Raw genomic sequence first — 18,352 nt, 5'->3', positions numbered from 1 at the left:
ACAGTTGGTAGAAGCGTGAACAACTCTGGGGCCGGCGAAGCACGCGAAGTGGATGTGATCGTGATCGGCGCCGGACAGGCAGGTCTGTCCGGCGCCTATCATCTGCGGCGCGTCGGCCTGGAGCCGGACCGCGACTTCGTCGTGCTCGACCATGCCCCGCGGCCGGGCGGCGCGTGGCAGTTCCGGTGGCCGTCACTGACCTACGGCAAGGTGCACGGGATGCACGCGCTGCCCGGCATGGAACTGACCGGCGCCGATGACAGCCGGGCGTCCTCGGAGGTGATCGGCGAGTACTTCGACGCCTACGAGCGCACCTTCGGTCTGCGGGTTCACCGGCCGGTCGAGGTGAGTGCCGTGCGCGAGGGCGACGGCGGGCGGTTGTCGGTCGAGACCTCCGAGGGTACGTACGCCACCCGCACCCTGATCAATGCCACGGGCACCTGGGACCGGCCGTTCTGGCCGCGCTACCCGGGCCAGGAGACCTTCCGGGGCCGCCAGCTGCACACCGCGAACTACCCGGGTCCGCAGGAGTTCGCCGGGCAGCGGGTGATCGTGGTCGGCGGCGGGGCCTCCGGAACGCAGCATCTGATGGAGATCGCCGAGGTGGCGGCGGAGACCTTCTGGGTGACGCGCCGGCCGCCGGTCTTCCGGGAGGGGCCGTTCGGTGAGGATCAGGGGCGGGCCGCCGTGGCCATGGTGGAGGAGCGCGTACGGCGGGGGCTGCCGCCGCAGAGTGTGGTGAGTGTGACCGGACTGCCGCTCACCGACGCCGTCCGGCGGGCCCGCGCGGAGGGGGTGCTCGACCGGCTGCCGATGTTCGACCGGATCACTCCGACCGGGGTGACCTGGGACGACGGCCGCTCGGTGGAGGCCGACGTCATCCTCTGGGCGACCGGGTTCCGGGCCGCCATCGACCATCTCGCACCGTTGCGGCTGCGCGAGCCCGGCGGCGGTATCCGGGTCGAGGGCACGCAGGCCGTACGGGACGCGCGCATCCAGCTCGTCGGGTACGGACCTTCCGCGAGCACCATCGGGGCCAACCGGGCGGGGCGAGCGGCGGTGCACGCGATCACCCGCCTGCTCAAGGCCCCCGGGGACGGGACCACTGCAGACAGGACAGCCTCGGACACGGCTGTGGAGCGTGGCGGCGAACCCGCCGCCACGCTGGTGTGACACTGACCCGCGTGCCGCCGCAGGGGTGCCGGACGCGCTTCAACTGCCGCTCGCCTCAAGCCGGTTGCGGTTGAATTCCTGGACGTTCCGCTGATGCTCGGCATAGCTGTCGGTGAACCGGGTGTCCCCGGGCGCGACCGTCACGAAGTACAGCCATCGGCCCGGCGTCGGTGTGATCGCCGCTTCCATCGCCTGCTCCCCCGGGTTATCGATGGGAGTGGGCGGCAGGCCCCTGTGCTCGTAGCTGTTGTACGCGCTGTCGATCTTGGTGTCGTCGGCGGTGGTGTCCAGGGTGCTGCGCCTCAGCGCGTAGTTGAGCATGGAGTCCATCTGGAGCGGCATGCCCCTGGCAAGCCGGTTGTAAATGACCCGGGACACCTTGCCCATGTCAGCTGTGGTGCCCGCCTCGGCCTGCACGATGCTGGCGATCGTCAAGGCCTGGTGAACGGATACGTTATTGCGCCTGGCCCCTGCGGCGATGTGATCCGCGCCGAATCGTTGCCGCGCCGTGTCGACCATGTACGTCAGCAGGCTCGTCGGAGTGGTGCCGGAGGTGACGGGGTACGTCGCCGGGAACAGATAGCCCTCGGGGTTGCCCTTCACCTCGGGCGGCAGTGCCAGGTCCGCCTTGCCGACGGCCTTCCTGGTCGTGCCCGGCGGCACATCGAGGGACCTGTCCACCGCCGCGTACACCTGGGAGGCCCGCCGACCCTCGGGGATGACGAGGGTGCGTGGCGGCGGCCCGAACATCCCCTCCCTGGCCAGCAGCAGTACGAGGACGGCTACCGCGACGCCGAGGACGAGGACGACGCCTGCCAGCAGCGCCGGACGCCCGCGCGGGGTCGGCCGGGTCCAGTGGTGGCGCCGGGTGTCCAGGGACTCGTTCACCATGCGGGCACGGTATCCGGGCACCGACCCGTCCGCGCGGACGACACGGCCCCCGCATGGCGCGGCAGAACACACGAACAGGGGATCGGATGTTCGCTGGAACGCGTGATCGTATGGCCTATCGTCACTCAACTCCTCTGCGGCGCCGGATGATTGCAGGGCGCACACGACGGGCTGCAGACCGCGACTGCGCAGTCCCACATATGCACCATGTACGAGGAGAAATACCGAATGAACCTCATCACCAGCCTGCTCGCCGGCATCGTCCACTTCGTGGGTTGGCTCGTCTGACCATTGCTCCACCCGGCGCCGTCGCTCCCCGTCCCACGGGGGCGGCGGCGCCGTCGTGTGCCCGGCGGCAGCCCCGGCGCCCCGGCCCGACGAAAGCGGGCAGCGCGGCGAAGTCGGGTACCACGCCGACCCCTTCGGCGAGCGCGCCGAGGGTGCGGCGGACCCGGGTCAGGGGGTGGGAGAACCGGCCCCGCACCTCTGACCGGAGTGCGTCCGGAACTCCCGATCAGCTTGCTACGGGGGCGAGTTGAGTGTCCCGGCGGAGGAGCGCCGCATAGCGGCCGTCCAGCTGGAGCAATTCCTCGTGGCTGCCGCGCTCGGCGGTCCGGCCGCCGTCCAGGACGACGATCTGATCCGCGTCGCGCACGGTGGAGAGGCGGTGCGCGATCGTGATGGTGGTGCGCCCGGCGGACAGTGCGTCGATCGCCTCCTGCACGGCGAACTCGGTGCGGGTGTCGAGGGCGCTGGTCGCCTCGTCGAGGATGAGGACGGGCGGGTCCCGCAGAATCGTGCGGGCGATGGCCAGGCGCTGCTTCTCGCCGCCCGAGAAGCGGTAGCCGCGCTCGCCGACGAGGGTGTCGTAGCCGTCGGGCAGTGAGGCGATGTGATCGTGGATCTGTGCCGCGCGGGCGGCCGCCTCGATCTCGGCGTCGGTCGCGTCCGGCTTGGCGAAGCGCAGGTTCTCGGCGACCGAGGCGTGGAAGAGGTACGTCTCCTGGGAGACCACGCCGACGGCCCGGGCGAGCGTGTCGAAGTCCAGATCGCGTACATCGACGCCGTCGAGCGTGACGCGGCCGCCGGTGACGTCGTAGAGCCGCGGCACCAGGTAGCTGAGCGTGGACTTGCCGGCGCCGGTGGGTCCGACGACGGCGAGGCTGCCACCGGCCGGCACGGCGACATCGACACCACTGAGGGTCGGGCCGCTCTTCTCGTCGTAGCTGAAGTCGACGTCCTCGAAGCGGATCTCGCCGCGGATCTTCTCCAGCCGGACGGGCTTCTCGGGCTCTGTGATGTCCACTCTGAGGTCGAGGTACTCGAAGATCCGCTGGAAGAGCGCGAGGGATGCCTGCATCTGCACTCCGGTGGAGAGCAGGCTCACGGCGGGCCGGAAGAGGCCCTGCTGGAGTGAGACGAAGGCGACGAGCGTGCCGATGGAGACGGCGGGTCCGCCGGACTGCAGGGCGAGGCCCGCGGCCCAGTAGATGACGGCGGGCATGGCGGCCATGACGATGCCGATCGTCGACATCCGCCACCGTCCGGCCATGCTGGAGCGTACTTCCAGGTCGACCAGCCGCTCGGACTCCTCGGCGAAACCCTTGGTGAGGGAGTCCGCCCGGCCCATGGTCCGGCCGAGCAGGATGCCGCTGACGGAGAGGGACTCGGTGACCGTCGCCGCCATGGCGGCCATCTGCTTCTGGCGCTGGGTGGTGATCTTCTTGCGCTCACGGCCGACCCGGCGGCTGATCCAGACGAAGACCGGCAGCAGTGCCAGCGACACCAGGGTGAGCCGCCAGTCGAGCGCCAGCATCGCGACGACGGTGGCGATGACCGCCGTGAGGTTGGAGACCAGCGAGGTGGCGGTGGAGGTCACGGTCGCCTGCATCCCGCCGATGTCGTTGGCGATGCGGGACTGCACCTCACCCGTGCGGGTCCTGGTGAAGAAGGCGAGCGGCATCCGCTGCAGCTGGGCGTAGACCGCTGTGCGCAGGTCGTGCATGACGCGCTGGCCGACCGTGGTCGAGATCAGCGTCTGCAGGACGCCGAAGACACTGTTCATGACGGCGGTGAGGATCATGCCGAGGGCGAGCAGCGACAGCAGTCCCGTACGACCCTGGGGGATGGCGGTGTCGAGAATCTCGCGCAGCAGGAACGGCGAGGCCACCGAGACCAGTGACGAGGCGCCGACGAGCAGTCCGACCAGCGTGAGCCGGCCGCGGTACGGGTGGAAGAGGCGGAAGATCCGGCGCAGCTCGGCGGGTGGCTGCGTGCCGTCCCTGGGCGGGGGCGTCCACGTGGGTTCGTCGGATTTCATGGGCTCCTTCGACAGGCGTGACAGAGGAAGACGGCCGCGGGCAGCCGTCGAACTTTTGAGAGCATAGCTCATTGTTACCTATACTCACAATGAACGGAGTCCTGATATTGTTCCCGTATGGACTCCCCCGACTCCGACGGCCTGCTGGCCGAGCAGCTGCTGCGGCTGACCCGCCGGCTGCACCGCATCCAAAGCCGCCAGCTGGAGCCGATAGGCATCACCCCGGCCCAGTTCCGGCTGCTGCGCACGGTCGCCCACTACGACGGACCGCCCCGGATGGCGGATCTCGCGCAGCGCCTGGATGTCGTGCCGCGCGCCGTGACGAGCCTGGTCGATGCGCTGGAGGCGAGCGGCCGGGTGCGCCGCACCCCTGATCCGGACAGCCGCCGGGTGGTTCGGATCGAGCTCACCGACGAGGGCCGTGCCACGCTCCGGTCGCTGCGCGACGCGCGCCGGGCGGCGGCAGAGGAGATCCTGGCTCCATTGACGGCCGATCAGCGGGAGGTGCTGGGCGGACTGCTGTCCGCTCTCGTCGCCGGAATGCCGGAGCGCCGCTGCTAAGGGTCGTCCCGATGGCTGCGGGCCCGCCGATGTCTGCGAGCCGTACGGTTGGTAGTACCGGTCATAGCGGTGCGGATCTTCGCTGGTAGAAAGGTGGGAGTACCGCACCGAACCGCCGAGGGGACCGTCGTCATGCCGCTGCTGGAGCCGAAGCCCGAAGCCCTCCGTCCTGGTGCGGCGCGCTCCGCGTCCCCCGATCGGGTCCTCGACGGCCGGGCGGCGGGCACACCCGAACCGCTGCGCGGCGAGCTGACCGCCCTGCTGGGGCCGGAGAAGGTGCTGTGGAAGGTCTCCGACCTGGTGAAGTACGCCTCCGATGCCAGCCCCTACCGGTTCCTTCCCCAGGTCGTCGTGGTCCCCGAGGACATCGACGACATCTCGGCGATCCTGTCGTACGCGCACGGCAAGGGCCGGGAAGTCGTCTTCCGGGCCGCCGGCACCAGTCTGAACGGCCAGGCGCAGGGCGAGGACGTCCTTGTCGACGTCCGCCACCACTGGACGGGCATCGAAGTCCTGGGCGACGGCGCGCGGGCCCGTATCCGTCCCGGGACCACGGTCATGCGCGCCAATGTCACCCTCGCCCGCTACGGCAGGCTGCTGGGCCCCGACCCGGCCAGCGCCATCGCGTGCACGATCGGCGGGGTCGTCGCCAACAACGCCTCCGGAATGACCGCCGGCACCACCCGTAATTCGTACCGCACCGTCTCCTCGCTCACCTTCGTGCTGCCGAGCGGCACGGTCGTCGACACAGCCGACCCGACGGCGGACGAGCTGCTGGCGCATGCCGAGCCTCGGCTGTGCGAGGAGCTGCTGGCCCTCAAGGCGGAGATCGAGGCGGATGCGGAGCTCACCGCCCGGATCCGCGCCAAGTACGAGATCAAGAACACCAACGGGTACCGGCTCGACGCCTTCCTGGACGGCTCGACGCCCGTAGAGATCCTGCGCGGGCTGATGGTCGGCTCGGAGGGCACCTTCGGGTTCATCTCCGAGGTCGTCTTCGACACCCTGCCGCTGGACCGGAAGGTCTCCAGCGCGCTGCTCTTCTTCCCCTCGCTGACCGCCGCGGCGGCTGCCGTGCCCCGTTTCAACGAGGCGGGGGCGATCGCCGTCGAGCTGATGGACGGCAATACGCTGCGCGCTTCGGTGAGCGTCCAGGGCGTGCCGGCCGACTGGGCCGAGCTGCCCAAGGAGACCGCGGCGCTGCTGGTGGAGTTCCGGGCTCCGGACGAGCCGGGGCAGGAGGCGTACGAGCGTGCGGCGGCCGCGGCCGTCAAGGGGCTGGATCTTGTCGCGCCGGTCGCCTCGGTGACCAATGAGTTCACCCGAGAGACCAAGGCCATCTCCGGTTACTGGAAGGCCCGCAAAGCCTTCGTCACCGCAGTCGGCGGCTCCCGCCCGTCGGGTACGACGCTGATCACGGAGGACTTCGCGGTCCCGCCGTCGCAGCTCGCCGACGCCTGCGAATCCCTCCTCCGGCTCCAGGCGGAGCACGGCTTCGACGCCGCCGTCGCGGGTCACGCCGCACACGGCAATCTGCACTTCCTGCTCGCCTTCGACGCGGCGAAGCCGTCCGACGTCGACCGGTACGCCGCGTTCATGGACGACTTCTGCCGGCTGACCGTGGAGCGCTTCGACGGATCGCTGAAGGCGGAGCACGCCACCGGCCGCAACATCGCTCCGTTCCTGGAGCTGGAGTGGGGCCCCAAGGCGACCGAGCTGATGTGGCGCACGAAGCAGGTCATCGACCCCGACGGGGTGCTGGCGCCCCGGATCGTCCTGGACCGCGACCCGAAGGCCCATCTGCGCGGGCTGAAGACCATCCCCGAGGTCGAGCTGATCGCCGACCCGTGCATCGAGTGCGGGTTCTGCGAACCGACCTGTCCCAGCGGGGACTTGACCACCACTCCGCGCCAGCGGATCGTGCTGCGGCGGGAGATGATGCGGCAGCCGAACGGTTCGCCGGTGGAGACCGAACTGCTCGACGCGTACGGCTACGACGCCGTCGACACCTGCGCGGGCGACTCCACCTGCAAACTCGCCTGCCCGGTCGGCATCGACACCGGCGCCATGATGAAGGACTTCCGCCACCAGCGGCACTCGCCACGCGAGGAGCGGATCGCGGCGCTCACGGCGAAGAACTTCAGGGCGGTGGAGGCCTCGGCGCGGCTGGCGGTCGCCGCAGCGGACAGGATCGGCGACCGGCTGCTGGAGACCGTCACCGGGCTCGCCCGCAAGGCCGTACGCCCCGATCTGGTGCCCGAGTGGCTGCCGGAGATCCCCGGCGCGGCCGCTCGCAAGCTGCCCCGCACCTCGCGGGTCGGAGCGAGCGCCGTCTACTACCCGGCCTGCGTGAACCGGATCTTCGGCGGCCCCGAGGGCCATCGCGGCCCTTCGCTGCCGCAGGCCGTCGTCGCCGTGTCGGCCCGTGCCGGAAAGCCGGTGTGGATCCCGGAGGACGTCGCGGGAACCTGCTGCGCGACGATCTGGCACTCCAAGGGGTACGACGAGGGCAACGCGGTGATGGCCAACCGCATCGTCGAGGCCGCCTGGGGCTGGACGGCGGGCGGCACACTTCCGCTGGTCGTCGACGCCTCGTCGTGCACGCTGGGTATCGCCCATGAGGTGGTGCCGTATCTCACCGACGAGAACCGGGAGTTGCACCGGGAGCTGACCGTCGTCGACTCCCTCGTATGGGCGGCCGACGAGCTGCTGCCGGAGCTGACGATCCTGCGCAAGACCGGTTCGGCGGTCCTGCACCCGACGTGTTCGATGCAGCACCTGGGTGACGTGGACCAGTTGCGTGCGGTCGCCGAGGCGTGCGCGGAGGAGGTCGTCGTCCCGGACGACGCCGGGTGCTGCGCGTTCGCGGGCGACCGCGGGATGCTGCACAAGGAGCTGACGGCGTCGGCGACGGCGAAGGAGGCCGCCGAGGTGAACTCCCGCGAGTACGACGCGTATCTCTCCGCCAACCGGATGTGCGAGATCGGCATGGACCGGGCCACGGGGCGCGAGTACTACTCGGTCCTGATGGAACTGGAGCGGGCGACGCGTCCCTGACGCCTTCCCCGCACGACCGCGCACCTGCCCACGCCCGCGGCGATCCGCTCCCTCTCGCAGGAGCGGCCGGAGGGGGCGTGGTCAGGCCGCTCGGAGCGTGGCCTTGTCGCCCATCACCACGACCGGGTGCTGCTTCGGGTCGAGGGTGCGCAGCAGCAGTTGCATGGCCGATTTGGGCAGGCTCACACAGGCCGACGTACCGCTGCCGTGGTCCATGTGCAGCCAGATGCTGCCACCCTTCGACTGTCCCAGCGGGCGCGTGGGGTCGTTGGGCGCAGTGCCCTTGACGCGGTTGTAGTCGATGGCGATGACGTAGTCGAAGTCGTGCCAGTACGGCTTCGACCAGTAGCGCGGTGCCTGGATCGACGCCGACTGTGTGTACGGGAGGAGGGCGCCCGGGTCGGCCAGGGCACCGCCCGCGTCGGTGAGCGTGAATACGCCGACCGGACTGCGCTTGTCGTCCTCGTGATGGTCGGTGGTCCAGCCCTTCCTGCCGTTGTGGGCCTTCCAGCTGCCGGTGGTGTCCCAGGTGGCGCCGTGCTTGGTGTACAGCACGACGGTGGAGTCGGCCGAGTTCTTGCCCACGCCGTAGACCGCGACGACCTGACGCGAGTTCCCGGGGATCTGCGCGTACAGCCGGTCGCCCACGTCGGGAATGCGCTTCAGATCGGCGGTCGGCGCCTTCCGGTTCGCTGCGCCACCGGCTTTCGTGTCGTCCTGCTGCCCCTGGGGCGAGCTGCCGCACGCTGTCAGGGGAGTGAGCATGAGACCACAGGCCGCTGCCGCGACAGCCATTCGTACCCGACCGGTTATTCGCATCCGCCCATATTCGCACCACGGCCGAGCGGCCGGGCTCACCGCCTGTGACCTGCCTCGAATACGAGCCGAATCTTTACCGTCGAGCAAAAAACCGTTTGCCTCGGACCCCGGCAGGACGCGAACCTTGCACGGTTTGGTCCCCCCACCCGTTCCTCGAGGTCTACGACAGATCTCCGCCCTTCCGAACCATGGGACGTCATGCAGATTCGCGATCTTCCGTATTCAGATCCTGGCGATCCTGATGTCCGGTCAGGCCCACGCTTCCTGCTCTGGCTCGGCCGCAACCAGATCCGTGGCCAGCTCAAGTCCATGTCCTGGGGCCTGCTGCACCAGTGCTCCATCGCCGGGCTGCCACTGGCCGTCGGCTTCGCCGTGCAGGCGGTGGTCGACCGATCAGGCGGCCGGCTCGCGCTGGCGGGCGGGCTCATCGCGATCCTCGGTGTGCTGATCGCGGTCGGTGACACCATGCTCCACCGGACCGCCGTCACCAACTGGATCACTGCCGCCGCCCGCGTCCAGCAGCTGCTGGCCCGTAAGACGGCTGAGCTCGGCGCCGCGCTGACCCGCCGGGTCGCCGCGGGCGAGGTCGTCGCCGTGTCCACCGGCGACGTCGAGAAGATCGGCTGGTTCGTCGAGGCGCTCTCCCGCTTCGCCGCCGCAGCCGCCGCTCTCGTACTGATCTGCGTCGGACTCGTCCTCTATCTGCCGTCGCTGGGCGTCCTGGTGGTGCTCGCCATGCCGCTCCTGGCGCTGGCGGTACTGCCGCTGCTCCCCCGAGCCACCCGGCGTGCCGACCTCCAGCGCGAGAAGGCCGGCAAGGCCACCGAGCTGGCGTCGGACACCGTCGCCGGGCTGCGGGTGCTGCGCGGTATCGGCGGCGAGGAGCTCTTTCTCGGCCGCTACCGGAGAGCCTCGCAGGAGGTCCGCAAGGCTGCGGTGCGGAGCGCGCAGATGTGGTCGCTGATCTCGGCGATCCAGGTGCTGCTGCCGGGCGTGCTGCTGATCTCGCTGGTCGTGTACGGCGCGACGCTGGCCCACGACGGCCGGATCGAGGTCGGTCAGCTGGTCACGGTGTACAGCGCGGCGACACTGATGCTGTTCCCGCTGCGGCACTTCGAGGAGATCGCAATGGCGTACTCCTTCTCGCGGCCGTCCGCGCAGCGGGCCGTCCGAGTGCTTTCGCTGCACCGCACCGCCGAGCCTTCGACCGTCGACGCGGTGCCGGCCGGTGACCTGTACGACCCGGTCACCGGGCTGATGGCACCGTCGGGTCTGTTCACCGCGGTGGTCTGCGGCGACCCGGACGAGGCGGGCCGGCTGGCCGAACGGCTCGGCGGACACGCCCAGGTGGGCGCGGAACCGGACACGGCGGACGACGCCCCCGAGGAAGCGCCGGACAAGACCCCGTCCGTCCTGCTCGGCGGCGTGCCCCTGGACGAGCTTCCGCTGGCGGCCGCCCGGACCGCGGTGCTGGTCCAGGACAAGGACCCGGTGCTGCTCTCCGGGACACTGCGGGAGCTGCTCGATGTGCCGTCGTCCGGTCTGGTGACCGCCGAGGACGCGCTGTCCGCCGCCCAGTGCGGTGATGTGCTGGACGCGCTGGCGCAGGCCTCGGTCGCCACCGACGGCGACCCGATGACCACCAGGATCACCGAGCGAGGCCGGTCGCTCTCCGGCGGACAGCGCCAGCGGCTCGCGCTGGCCCGCTCGCTGGTCACCGACCCTGAGGCGCTGGTTCTGGACGAGCCCACGTCCGCCGTCGACTCGCACACCGAGGCCCGGGTCGCCGCCGGGATCAAGGCGCTGCGCGCCGGTCGTACGACGGTGGCCTTCGCTTCGTCGCCTCTGCTGCTCGATCTCGCGGACCGGGTGGTGCTGGTGCACGACGGCACAGTCGTCGCGGTCGGTGCACACCGCGAGCTGCTGCGCACCGAACCGCGGTACCGGGCGGTCGTCACCCGTGAGACCGAGGACGAGATCGCGGCCCTGACCGCACTGGACAAGATCGACGAGATCGAATCGATCGAATCGATCGAAGAAATCGAGGAGAGGGCATGATCGGCGTCGCACAACCGGCGTACGACCCGGCCGCCCCGGAGTCGGCCACGACCCTGCCGGTCGGCACCCCCGCCACCGTACGGGCCTATGTACAGGAGCTGATGCGGCGCCACCGCAAGCCGTTCGCCGTGCTCATCTCGTTCAACGCGGTCGCGGTGATCGCCTCGATCGTCGGGCCGTATCTGCTGGGCGGGCTGGTCGAGGACCTGTCGACCGGGGTCGCCGACCTCCATCTGGAGCGCACCGCCGTGGTGTTCGCGCTCGCGCTGGTGGTACAGACCGTGTTCACGCGGATGATGCGGCTGCGCAGCGCCATGCTCGGCGAGGAGATGCTGGCCGATCTGCGCGAGGACTTCCTCGTCCGGTCGGTCGGACTGCCGCCGGGGGTGCTGGAGCGGGCCGGGACCGGTGATCTGCTGTCCCGGATCACCACGGACATCGACCGGCTGGCCAACGCGATGCGTGAGGCCGTGCCGCAGCTGGCGATCGGTGTGGTGTGGGCGGGGCTGCTGCTCGGTGCGCTCACCGTGACCGCTCCCCCGCTGGCGCTCTCCGTACTGATCGCCCTGCCGGTGCTGATCCTCGGCTGCCGCTGGTACTTTCGCCGGGCGCCGTCCGCGTACCGCTCGGAGGCCGCCGGATACGCCGCGGTCGCGGCGATGCTCGCGGAGACCGTGGACGCGGGGCGCACGGTGGAGGCGCACCGGCTCGGCGCACGCCGGGTGGCGCTGTCGGACCGGCGGATCAAGGAGTGGACGGCGTGGGAGCGGTACACGCTGTTCCTGCGTTCGGTGCTGTTCCCCGTCATCAACGTCACGTACGTGACGATCCTCGGCGCGGTCCTGATGCTCGGCGGCTGGTTCGTCATCGAGGGGTGGCTCACCGTCGGACAGCTGACGACCGGTGCACTGCTCGCACAGATGATGGTCGACCCGATCGGTCTGATCCTGCGCTGGTACGACGAGTTGCAGGTCGCGCAGGTGTCGCTGGCCCGGCTGGTCGGCGTCCGGGACATCGAGCCGGACGCGGGCGAGACGGCGGTCGTGCCGGACGGCCGGGACGTCCGGGCGGGTGATGTGCACTTCGGCTACCGCGACGGGGTCGACGTCCTGCACAAGGTGTCGCTGGACGTCGCCCCGGGCACGCGCCTGGCGCTGGTCGGCCCGTCCGGTGCGGGCAAGTCCACGCTCGGGCGGCTGCTTGCCGGGATCTACGCCCCACGCACCGGTGAAGTCACGCTGGGTGGTGCGGAGTTGTCCCGGATGACGGCGGAGCGGGTACGTACGCATGTGGCGCTGGTCAACCAGGAACACCATGTGTTCGTCGGTTCGCTGCGTGACAATCTGCTGCTGGCCCGTACGGGTGCCGAGGACGCCGAGCTGTGGGCGTCGCTCGCCGCTGTCGACGCGGACGGCTGGGCGAAGGCGCTGGACGAGGGGCTGGACACCGAGGTCGGTTCGGGCGGTCTGTCACTGACCCCGGCGCAGGCGCAGCAGATCGCGCTGGCCCGGCTGGTGCTGGCCGATCCCCACACGCTGGTGCTGGACGAGGCGACCTCGCTGCTGGACCCGCGGGCGGCCCGGCATCTGGAACGCTCGCTGGCACGGGTGCTGGACGGCCGTACGGTCGTGGCGATCGCGCACCGGCTGCACACCGCGCACGACGCGGATGTGATCGCGGTGGTCGAGAGCGGCCGGATCAGCGAACTGGGCAGCCATGACGAGCTGGTGGCGGCGGACGGCGCCTATGCGGCGCTGTGGCGGTCCTGGCACGGCTGACCGGCGTGTCCGGCGGCTTCTCCGGACAGCGAAACATGAAGGGGAGAGGAGCACCGGCTGCCACCATGGCCGGATGGCCGACAACACGGAGATCCGCCGCCTCGACCTGGGCTATTTCGTCCGACCCGCGTCGGAGACGGGCGGCCCGCAGCCGCGGGTCGAACCCGTGCTCGCCTACTTGGTCCGGCGCCACGAAGGACTGATCCTCTTCGACACCGGCATCGGGGCCGCCGATCCCGGAACCGAAGCTCACTACCGCCCCCGGCGCCGAGGGCTGGAGAGCGCCCTCGCAGACGCCGGAGTTTCTCTCTCGGATGTCTCCTTGGTGGTGAACTGCCACCTCCACTTCGACCACTGCGGGGGCAACAGGTTGCTGGGCGGCACGCCGATCCTGGTGCAGGACGTGGAGCTGGCCGCCGCGCGCCGGGGCGGCTACACCATCGACGAACTCGTCGACTTCCCCGACGCGAGCTACGAGGAGATCAGCGGAGAAGCCGAGGTCTGGCCAGGAGTGCGGATCATTCCCACCCCTGGCCACACCGCCGGTCACCAGTCGCTGGTGGTCCGGCAGAGCGACGGCACCGTCGTGCTCGCCGGTCAGGCACACGACTTCGCCTCCGACTTCGCAGCGGACCAGCTGGCCCGCCACGCACAGCTCGAAGGTCTGGAACAGCCGCTGCCCACCTATCGACCGTGGGTCGAGAGGCTGGCCGGCCTCGACCCGCGACGTGTGCTCTTCGCGCACGACTGCGCGGTCTGGGAACCGTCCCGCGCAGCGGACGACTTCAACTGCTGACGCCGCCCCGGCCGAACGTCCCGCTCACGACTGCCGCGAAGGGAGCACTGCGGACGCGATCGTCCGGACCGAAGAGCAGCCGGCTGTCCGGACCGGCTCTTCGCCTCGGTGACTCAGCGCAAACTGCGACTACTGCAGGTCATCGAGTCGGTGCTCATCGGCCGGCCGACGGTACGGCGGTCAGATGAAGTTGAGGGCGGCCGCCGCGCCCGCTCCTCCGAGCACCATGAACGCCGGCATCAGCACCTTCAGCTCCACCCAGCTGCCGGCCCGGAAGCGCATGACCTTCGGCGGCCCCACCGGATACCAGCGCTTGCGGCCCAGTGGGATCGGCCACAGGATCGGGCAGCCGGAGACGGTCAGCGCGTCGCCGATGTCGTGCACGAGGGCACCGAGGACGATCGGCAGCCCGAGCCAGAGGTACTCCTGGCCGGGCCCGCTGAAGAGCCAGTCCGAGCCGTTGCCCGGCTTGTCCAGGACACCCGCCAGGATCCAGGCGCTGGTCGCGCCGAGCAGCCACACCAGGACATCGCTGGACATCCGGGCGGCCCGCCACAGCAGTCCTTCGACAGCGAGCACCAGATGGACGAAGAGGATCGCGAGGACCGCCCATCGGCCGCCGGCGATCGCCGCGGCGGAGGCCCCGGCACCGATCAGGACGGCCCAGAGCCAGGTGTGCGTCAGGGTCCGGTGGCCACCGTTCCTGCGCGGGTCACCGGGGCCCCGGGTCGCCTTGTAGACAGCGTGCGAGAGCTTGTCGACGATCTCGCAGAGTCCGCGCGAGACCGGTCCGAAGGCCCGCGAGATGGTCGCCGACTTGTGATCGAGGTCCGGGGCGAGCGCGGCGCCCGCGGTGATCAGTGCACCGACGACCAGGACGGGCCACGGCATCGTATGGCCCGCGGCAGCCGCCGCCGCGCCCACCCCCAGCCAGGCCGCCGCCCCGGACAGTGAGTGTGCCGGTCCCATCATGGTTCTTCCCGCCCCCAGAGTTGTCCGGCCGCCATCGCCGTTGCGATGCGGCCGAGTTGAGTGGGCAGCGTATCGTCCGTGATCTTCGTCCGGTCGTCCGGTTCCCTCATCCGGGCAGAAGGCAGGCAAGATGGGGGCGTGACCCTTATCGATCAGCTGCCCCCGACCGACGACCCGGACGCCCTCTTCGAGGCCTTCTCGTCATGGACCGAGACCCAGGGCATCACCCTCTACCCTGCTCAGGAGGAGGCGCTGATCGAGGTGGTCTCCGGGGCGAACGTGATCCTGTCCACCCCCACCGGCTCCGGAAAGAGCCTGGTCGCGGCGGGTGCGCACTTCACGGCGCTGGCCCAGGACAAGGTCACCTTCTACACCGCACCGATCAAGGCACTGGTCTCGGAGAAGTTCTTCGACCTGTGCAAACTGTTCGGTACGGAGAACGTCGGGATGCTCACCGGCGACGCCTCGGTCAACGCGGACGCCCCGGTGATCTGCTGCACCGCCGAGGTGCTCGCGTCCATCGCGCTGCGCGACGGCAAGCACGCCGACATCGGCCAGGTCGTGATGGACGAGTTCCACTTCTATGCGGAGCCGGACCGCGGCTGGGCCTGGCAGATCCCGCTCCTGGAGCTGCCGCAGGCCCAGTTCATCCTGATGTCGGCCACGCTCGGTGACGTCAAGATGTTCGAGCAGGACCTGACCCGGCGCACCGGCCGTCCCACCTCCGTGGTGCGCTCGGCGACCCGGCCGGTCCCACTGAGCTACGAGTACCGACTGACCCCGATCACCGAGACGCTCACCGAACTGCTGGACACCCGGCAGTCACCGGTGTACATCGTGCACTTCACGCAGGCCGCGGCCGTCGAGCGGGCGCAGTCGCTGATGAGCATCAACATGTGCACCAAGGAGGAGAAGGAGAAGATCGCCGACCTGATCGGCAACTTCCGCTTCACCACGAAGTTCGGCCAGAACCTCTCCCGCTATGTGCGACACGGCATCGGGGTGCATCACGCGGGCATGCTCCCGAAGTACCGGCGGCTGGTGGAGAAGCTCGCCCAGGCCGGTCTGCTGAAGGTGATCTGCGGTACGGACACCCTCGGCGTCGGCGTCAACGTCCCGATCCGTACGGTGCTCTTCACAGCGCTCACCAAGTACGACGGCACCCGGGTCCGTACGCTGCGCGCCCGTGAGTTCCACCAGATCGCCGGCCGCGCGGGCCGGGCCGGCTTCGACACGGCGGGCTTCGTCGTCGCGCAGGCGCCGGAGCATGTCATCGAGAACGAGAAGGCCGTCAAGAAGGCGGGCGACGACCCCAAGAAGAAGCGCAAGGTGGTCCGCAAGAAGGCCCCCGAGGGCTTCGTCGCCTGGTCGGAGACCACGTTCGACAAGCTGATCCAGTCCGATCCGGAACCGCTGACCTCCCGATTCCGGGTCACGCACACGATGTTGCTGTCCGTGATCGCGCGTCCCGGCAACGCTTTCGCGGCGATGAGGCATCTGCTGGAGGACAACCACGAGCCGCGCAAGGCGCAGCTGCGCCACATCCGCCGGGCCATCGCGATCTACCGTTCGCTGCTGGACGGCGGTGTGGTGGAACAGCTCGACAAGCCGGACGCGGAGGGCCGCATCGTGCGGCTCACCGTCGATCTCCAGCAGGACTTCGCGCTGAACCAGCCGCTGTCCACGTTCGCGCTGGCCGCGTTCGACCTGCTGGACGGCGAGTCGCCGTCGTACGCGTTGGACATGGTCTCCGTCGTCGAGTCGACGCTCGACGACCCGCGGCAGATCCTGGCCGCCCAGCAGAACAAGGCGCGCGGCGAAGCGGTCGGCCAGATGAAGGCGGACGGTGTCGAGTACGAGGAGCGGATGGAGCTGCTCCAGGACGTCACGTACCCGAAGCCGCTGAGTGAGTTGCTGTGGCACGCGTACGACGTGTACCGCAAGAGCCACCCGTGGGTGGGCGACCACCCCGTCTCGCCGAAGTCCGTGATCCGTGACATGTACGAACGCGCCATGACGTTCACGGAGTTCACGTCGAACTACGAGCTGGCCCGTACCGAGGGGATCGTGCTGCGGTACCTGGCGAGCGCGTACAAGGCTCTTGAGCACACCATCCCGGACGACCTGAAGTCCGAGGACCTGGAGGATCTGATCGCCTGGCTCGGCGAGATGGTGCGGCAGGTGGACTCCAGTCTCCTCGACGAGTGGGAGCAGCTCGCCAACCCGGAGGTGGAGACCGCCGAGGAGGCGCAGGAGCGGGCCGACGAGGTCAAGCCGGTCACCGCCAACGCCCGCGCCTTCCGGGTGCTGGTCCGCAACGCGATGTTCCGCCGGGTGGAGCTGGCCGCGCTGGACAAGGTCGCCGAGCTCGGCGACCTGGACGGCGACGCGGGCTGGGACGAGGACGCGTGGGGCGAGGCGATGGACGCGTACTGGGACGAGTACGAGGACCTGGGCACGGGTCCGGACGCCCGCGGGCCGAAGCTACTGAAGATCGACGAGGACGCCGCGCACGGCCTGTGGCGGGTGCGGCAGACGTTCGCCGACCCGAACGGCGACCACGACTGGGGCATCAGCGCGGAGATCGATCTGGCGGCCTCCGACGAAGAGGGCCGGGCGGTCGTCAGGGTCACCTCGGTCGGCCAGCTGTGACCGCGCTCGCCATACGCACGGCAGCGCTGCGAGAGTGGAGACGAAACGCATGACGAACCCCGCCGAGCGCCTGGTCGACCTGCTCGACCTGGAGCGGATCGAGGTCAACATATTTCGCGGGCGCAGCCCCGAGGAGTCCCTGCAGCGGGTCTTCGGCGGCCAGGTCGCCGGACAGGCGCTGGTGGCGGCCGGCCGCACCACCGACGGGGACCGGCCGGTCCATTCGCTGCACGCGTACTTCCTGCGGCCGGGCCGGCCCGGGATCCCGATCGTCTACGAGGTGGAACGGGTGCGGGACGGGCGGTCGTTCACCACCCGCCGGGTCACCGCCGTCCAGCAGGGCCGGACGATCTTCAATCTGACGGCGTCCTTCCACCGGCCGGAGGAGGCCGGCTTCGAGCACCAGCTGCCGCCCGCCCGGACCGTCCCGGACCCCGAGCAGCTGCCGACGGTCGCCGAAGAGGTCCGCGAGCACCTCGGGGCGCTGCCGGACGCGCTGGAGCGGATGGCCCGGCGCCAGCCGTTCGACATCCGGTACGTCGACCGGCTTCGCTGGACGCACGAGGAGACCAAGGACGCGGACCCGCGCAGCGCCGTCTGGATGCGTGCGGTCGGCCCGCTGGGCGACGACCCACTCGTGCACACATGCGCGCTGACGTACGCGAGCGACATGACGCTCCTGGACGCGGTCCGCATCCCGGTGGAGCCGCTGTGGGGACCACGCGGCTTCGACATGGCGTCGCTGGATCACGCGATGTGGTTCCACCGGCCGTTCCGGGCCGACGAGTGGTTCCTGTACGACCAGGAGTCGCCGATCGCGACGGGTGGACGGGGACTGGCGCGCGGCCGGATCTATGACCGCGGCGGCAATCTGCTGGTGTCCGTGGTGCAGGAGGGGTTGTTCCGCCGCCTCGACTCATAGCCGCCATCGCCGCTCAGGTACCGGGCAGCGGGTCCTGTTCGACCTCGTGACGGCGGGTGCGGATGTCCGGTGCGGCGGGGTGCAGTTTGGCGTTGCAGGCGGGGCCCAGACCGGTTCGGCGCGAGTCCGTACCGGTGAGCGGGCGGCCGCAGAGGCGGCACCGGACCAGTCGGCGGTTCACGGCCCGTCCGGCCTCGGGCAGGGGCTCGATGTCGGACCCGGGCAATGGTTCAGAGGACTCCACGAATCGATCCTCTCAAGTCCCCGGTCTGATCTGCGACATCCGAACGCAGACAGCGGCGGGCGCAACGCTGGTGGCACTTCTGCGCAGCTTCGACAGCTGGCTCGGGACC

At 70.0% G+C, this 18,352-nt stretch carries 14 protein-coding genes; 9 read left to right on the top strand and 5 right to left on the bottom strand.

What is annotated here, in order from left to right:
* The first annotated feature begins 15 nt into the window (after positions 1-15).
* Complete coding sequence (locus tag OHB49_RS35630; protein ID WP_329164999.1) at positions 16-1,173, top strand: NAD(P)-binding domain-containing protein; 1,158 nt, start codon at positions 16-18, stop codon at positions 1,171-1,173.
* A gap of 39 nt (positions 1,174-1,212) precedes the next feature.
* Here the strand turns inward: OHB49_RS35630 and mltG are convergent, their stop codons facing one another.
* Complete coding sequence (mltG, locus tag OHB49_RS35625; RefSeq protein ID WP_329164998.1) at positions 1,213-2,064, bottom strand: endolytic transglycosylase MltG; 852 nt, start codon at positions 2,062-2,064, stop codon at positions 1,213-1,215.
* Between the two features lie 150 nt (positions 2,065-2,214).
* Between mltG and OHB49_RS35620 the strand changes: the two genes are divergently transcribed.
* Positions 2,215-2,352, top strand: a complete 138-nt coding sequence (locus OHB49_RS35620; RefSeq protein ID WP_313936106.1) for a hypothetical protein — start codon at positions 2,215-2,217, stop codon at positions 2,350-2,352.
* Positions 2,353-2,578: 226 nt separating this feature from the next.
* Here OHB49_RS35620 and OHB49_RS35615 read toward each other — a convergent pair whose 3' ends face one another.
* Positions 2,579-4,384: an ABC transporter ATP-binding protein gene (locus OHB49_RS35615; protein WP_329164996.1), complete on the bottom strand. Its 1,806-nt coding sequence runs from the start codon at positions 4,382-4,384 to the stop codon at positions 2,579-2,581.
* A 117-nt stretch (positions 4,385-4,501) separates the two neighbouring features.
* On the opposite strand from OHB49_RS35615, the gene OHB49_RS35610 reads away from it, so the two are divergent.
* Positions 4,502-4,945 (top strand): MarR family winged helix-turn-helix transcriptional regulator, encoded by a 444-nt coding sequence (locus OHB49_RS35610; RefSeq protein ID WP_030980048.1) that lies wholly within the window; start codon positions 4,502-4,504, stop codon positions 4,943-4,945.
* A gap of 132 nt (positions 4,946-5,077) precedes the next feature.
* Positions 5,078-8,002 (top strand): FAD-binding and (Fe-S)-binding domain-containing protein, encoded by a 2,925-nt coding sequence (locus OHB49_RS35605; RefSeq protein WP_329166746.1) that lies wholly within the window; start codon positions 5,078-5,080, stop codon positions 8,000-8,002.
* A gap of 81 nt (positions 8,003-8,083) precedes the next feature.
* Here the strand turns inward: OHB49_RS35605 and OHB49_RS35600 are convergent, their stop codons facing one another.
* The gene (locus OHB49_RS35600; RefSeq protein WP_329164995.1) at positions 8,084-8,797 is read right to left on the bottom strand and encodes a hypothetical protein; all 714 of its coding nucleotides are present in this window, start codon (positions 8,795-8,797) and stop codon (positions 8,084-8,086) included.
* Between the two features lie 222 nt (positions 8,798-9,019).
* Between OHB49_RS35600 and OHB49_RS35595 the strand changes: the two genes are divergently transcribed.
* From OHB49_RS35595 to OHB49_RS35585, 3 genes are all read left to right on the top strand, one after another.
* Entirely contained in the window at positions 9,020-10,879 is a 1,860-nt protein-coding gene (locus OHB49_RS35595) for an ABC transporter ATP-binding protein (protein ID WP_329164994.1), read from the top strand.
* Entirely contained in the window at positions 10,876-12,657 is a 1,782-nt protein-coding gene (locus OHB49_RS35590; RefSeq protein ID WP_329164993.1) for an ABC transporter ATP-binding protein, read from the top strand. Before OHB49_RS35595 ends, OHB49_RS35590 begins: the two co-directional genes overlap by 4 nt.
* A gap of 73 nt (positions 12,658-12,730) precedes the next feature.
* Complete coding sequence (locus tag OHB49_RS35585; RefSeq protein ID WP_329164992.1) at positions 12,731-13,453, top strand: N-acyl homoserine lactonase family protein; 723 nt, start codon at positions 12,731-12,733, stop codon at positions 13,451-13,453.
* A 180-nt stretch (positions 13,454-13,633) separates the two neighbouring features.
* Here OHB49_RS35585 and OHB49_RS35580 read toward each other — a convergent pair whose 3' ends face one another.
* Positions 13,634-14,425, bottom strand: coding sequence for a metal-dependent hydrolase (locus OHB49_RS35580; protein ID WP_030980054.1), 792 nt, complete (start codon positions 14,423-14,425; stop codon positions 13,634-13,636).
* 138 nt (positions 14,426-14,563) lie between these two features.
* Between OHB49_RS35580 and OHB49_RS35575 the strand changes: the two genes are divergently transcribed.
* Complete coding sequence (locus tag OHB49_RS35575; RefSeq protein WP_030980055.1) at positions 14,564-17,077, top strand: DEAD/DEAH box helicase; 2,514 nt, start codon at positions 14,564-14,566, stop codon at positions 17,075-17,077.
* 49 nt (positions 17,078-17,126) lie between these two features.
* Entirely contained in the window at positions 17,127-17,999 is an 873-nt protein-coding gene (locus tag OHB49_RS35570) for an acyl-CoA thioesterase (RefSeq protein WP_329164989.1), read from the top strand.
* 13 nt (positions 18,000-18,012) lie between these two features.
* Here OHB49_RS35570 and OHB49_RS35565 read toward each other — a convergent pair whose 3' ends face one another.
* Positions 18,013-18,243, bottom strand: coding sequence for a DUF6011 domain-containing protein (locus tag OHB49_RS35565; RefSeq protein WP_329164988.1), 231 nt, complete (start codon positions 18,241-18,243; stop codon positions 18,013-18,015).
* Positions 18,244-18,352 lie beyond the last annotated feature (109 nt).

Origin of the sequence: Streptomyces sp. NBC_01717 (assembly GCF_036248255.1) — a bacterium.
Taxonomy (GTDB): Bacteria; Actinomycetota; Actinomycetes; order Streptomycetales; family Streptomycetaceae; genus Streptomyces.
Note: the sequence above shows the minus strand (reverse complement) of the source record. Positions and strands in the feature narration are given on the sequence as shown.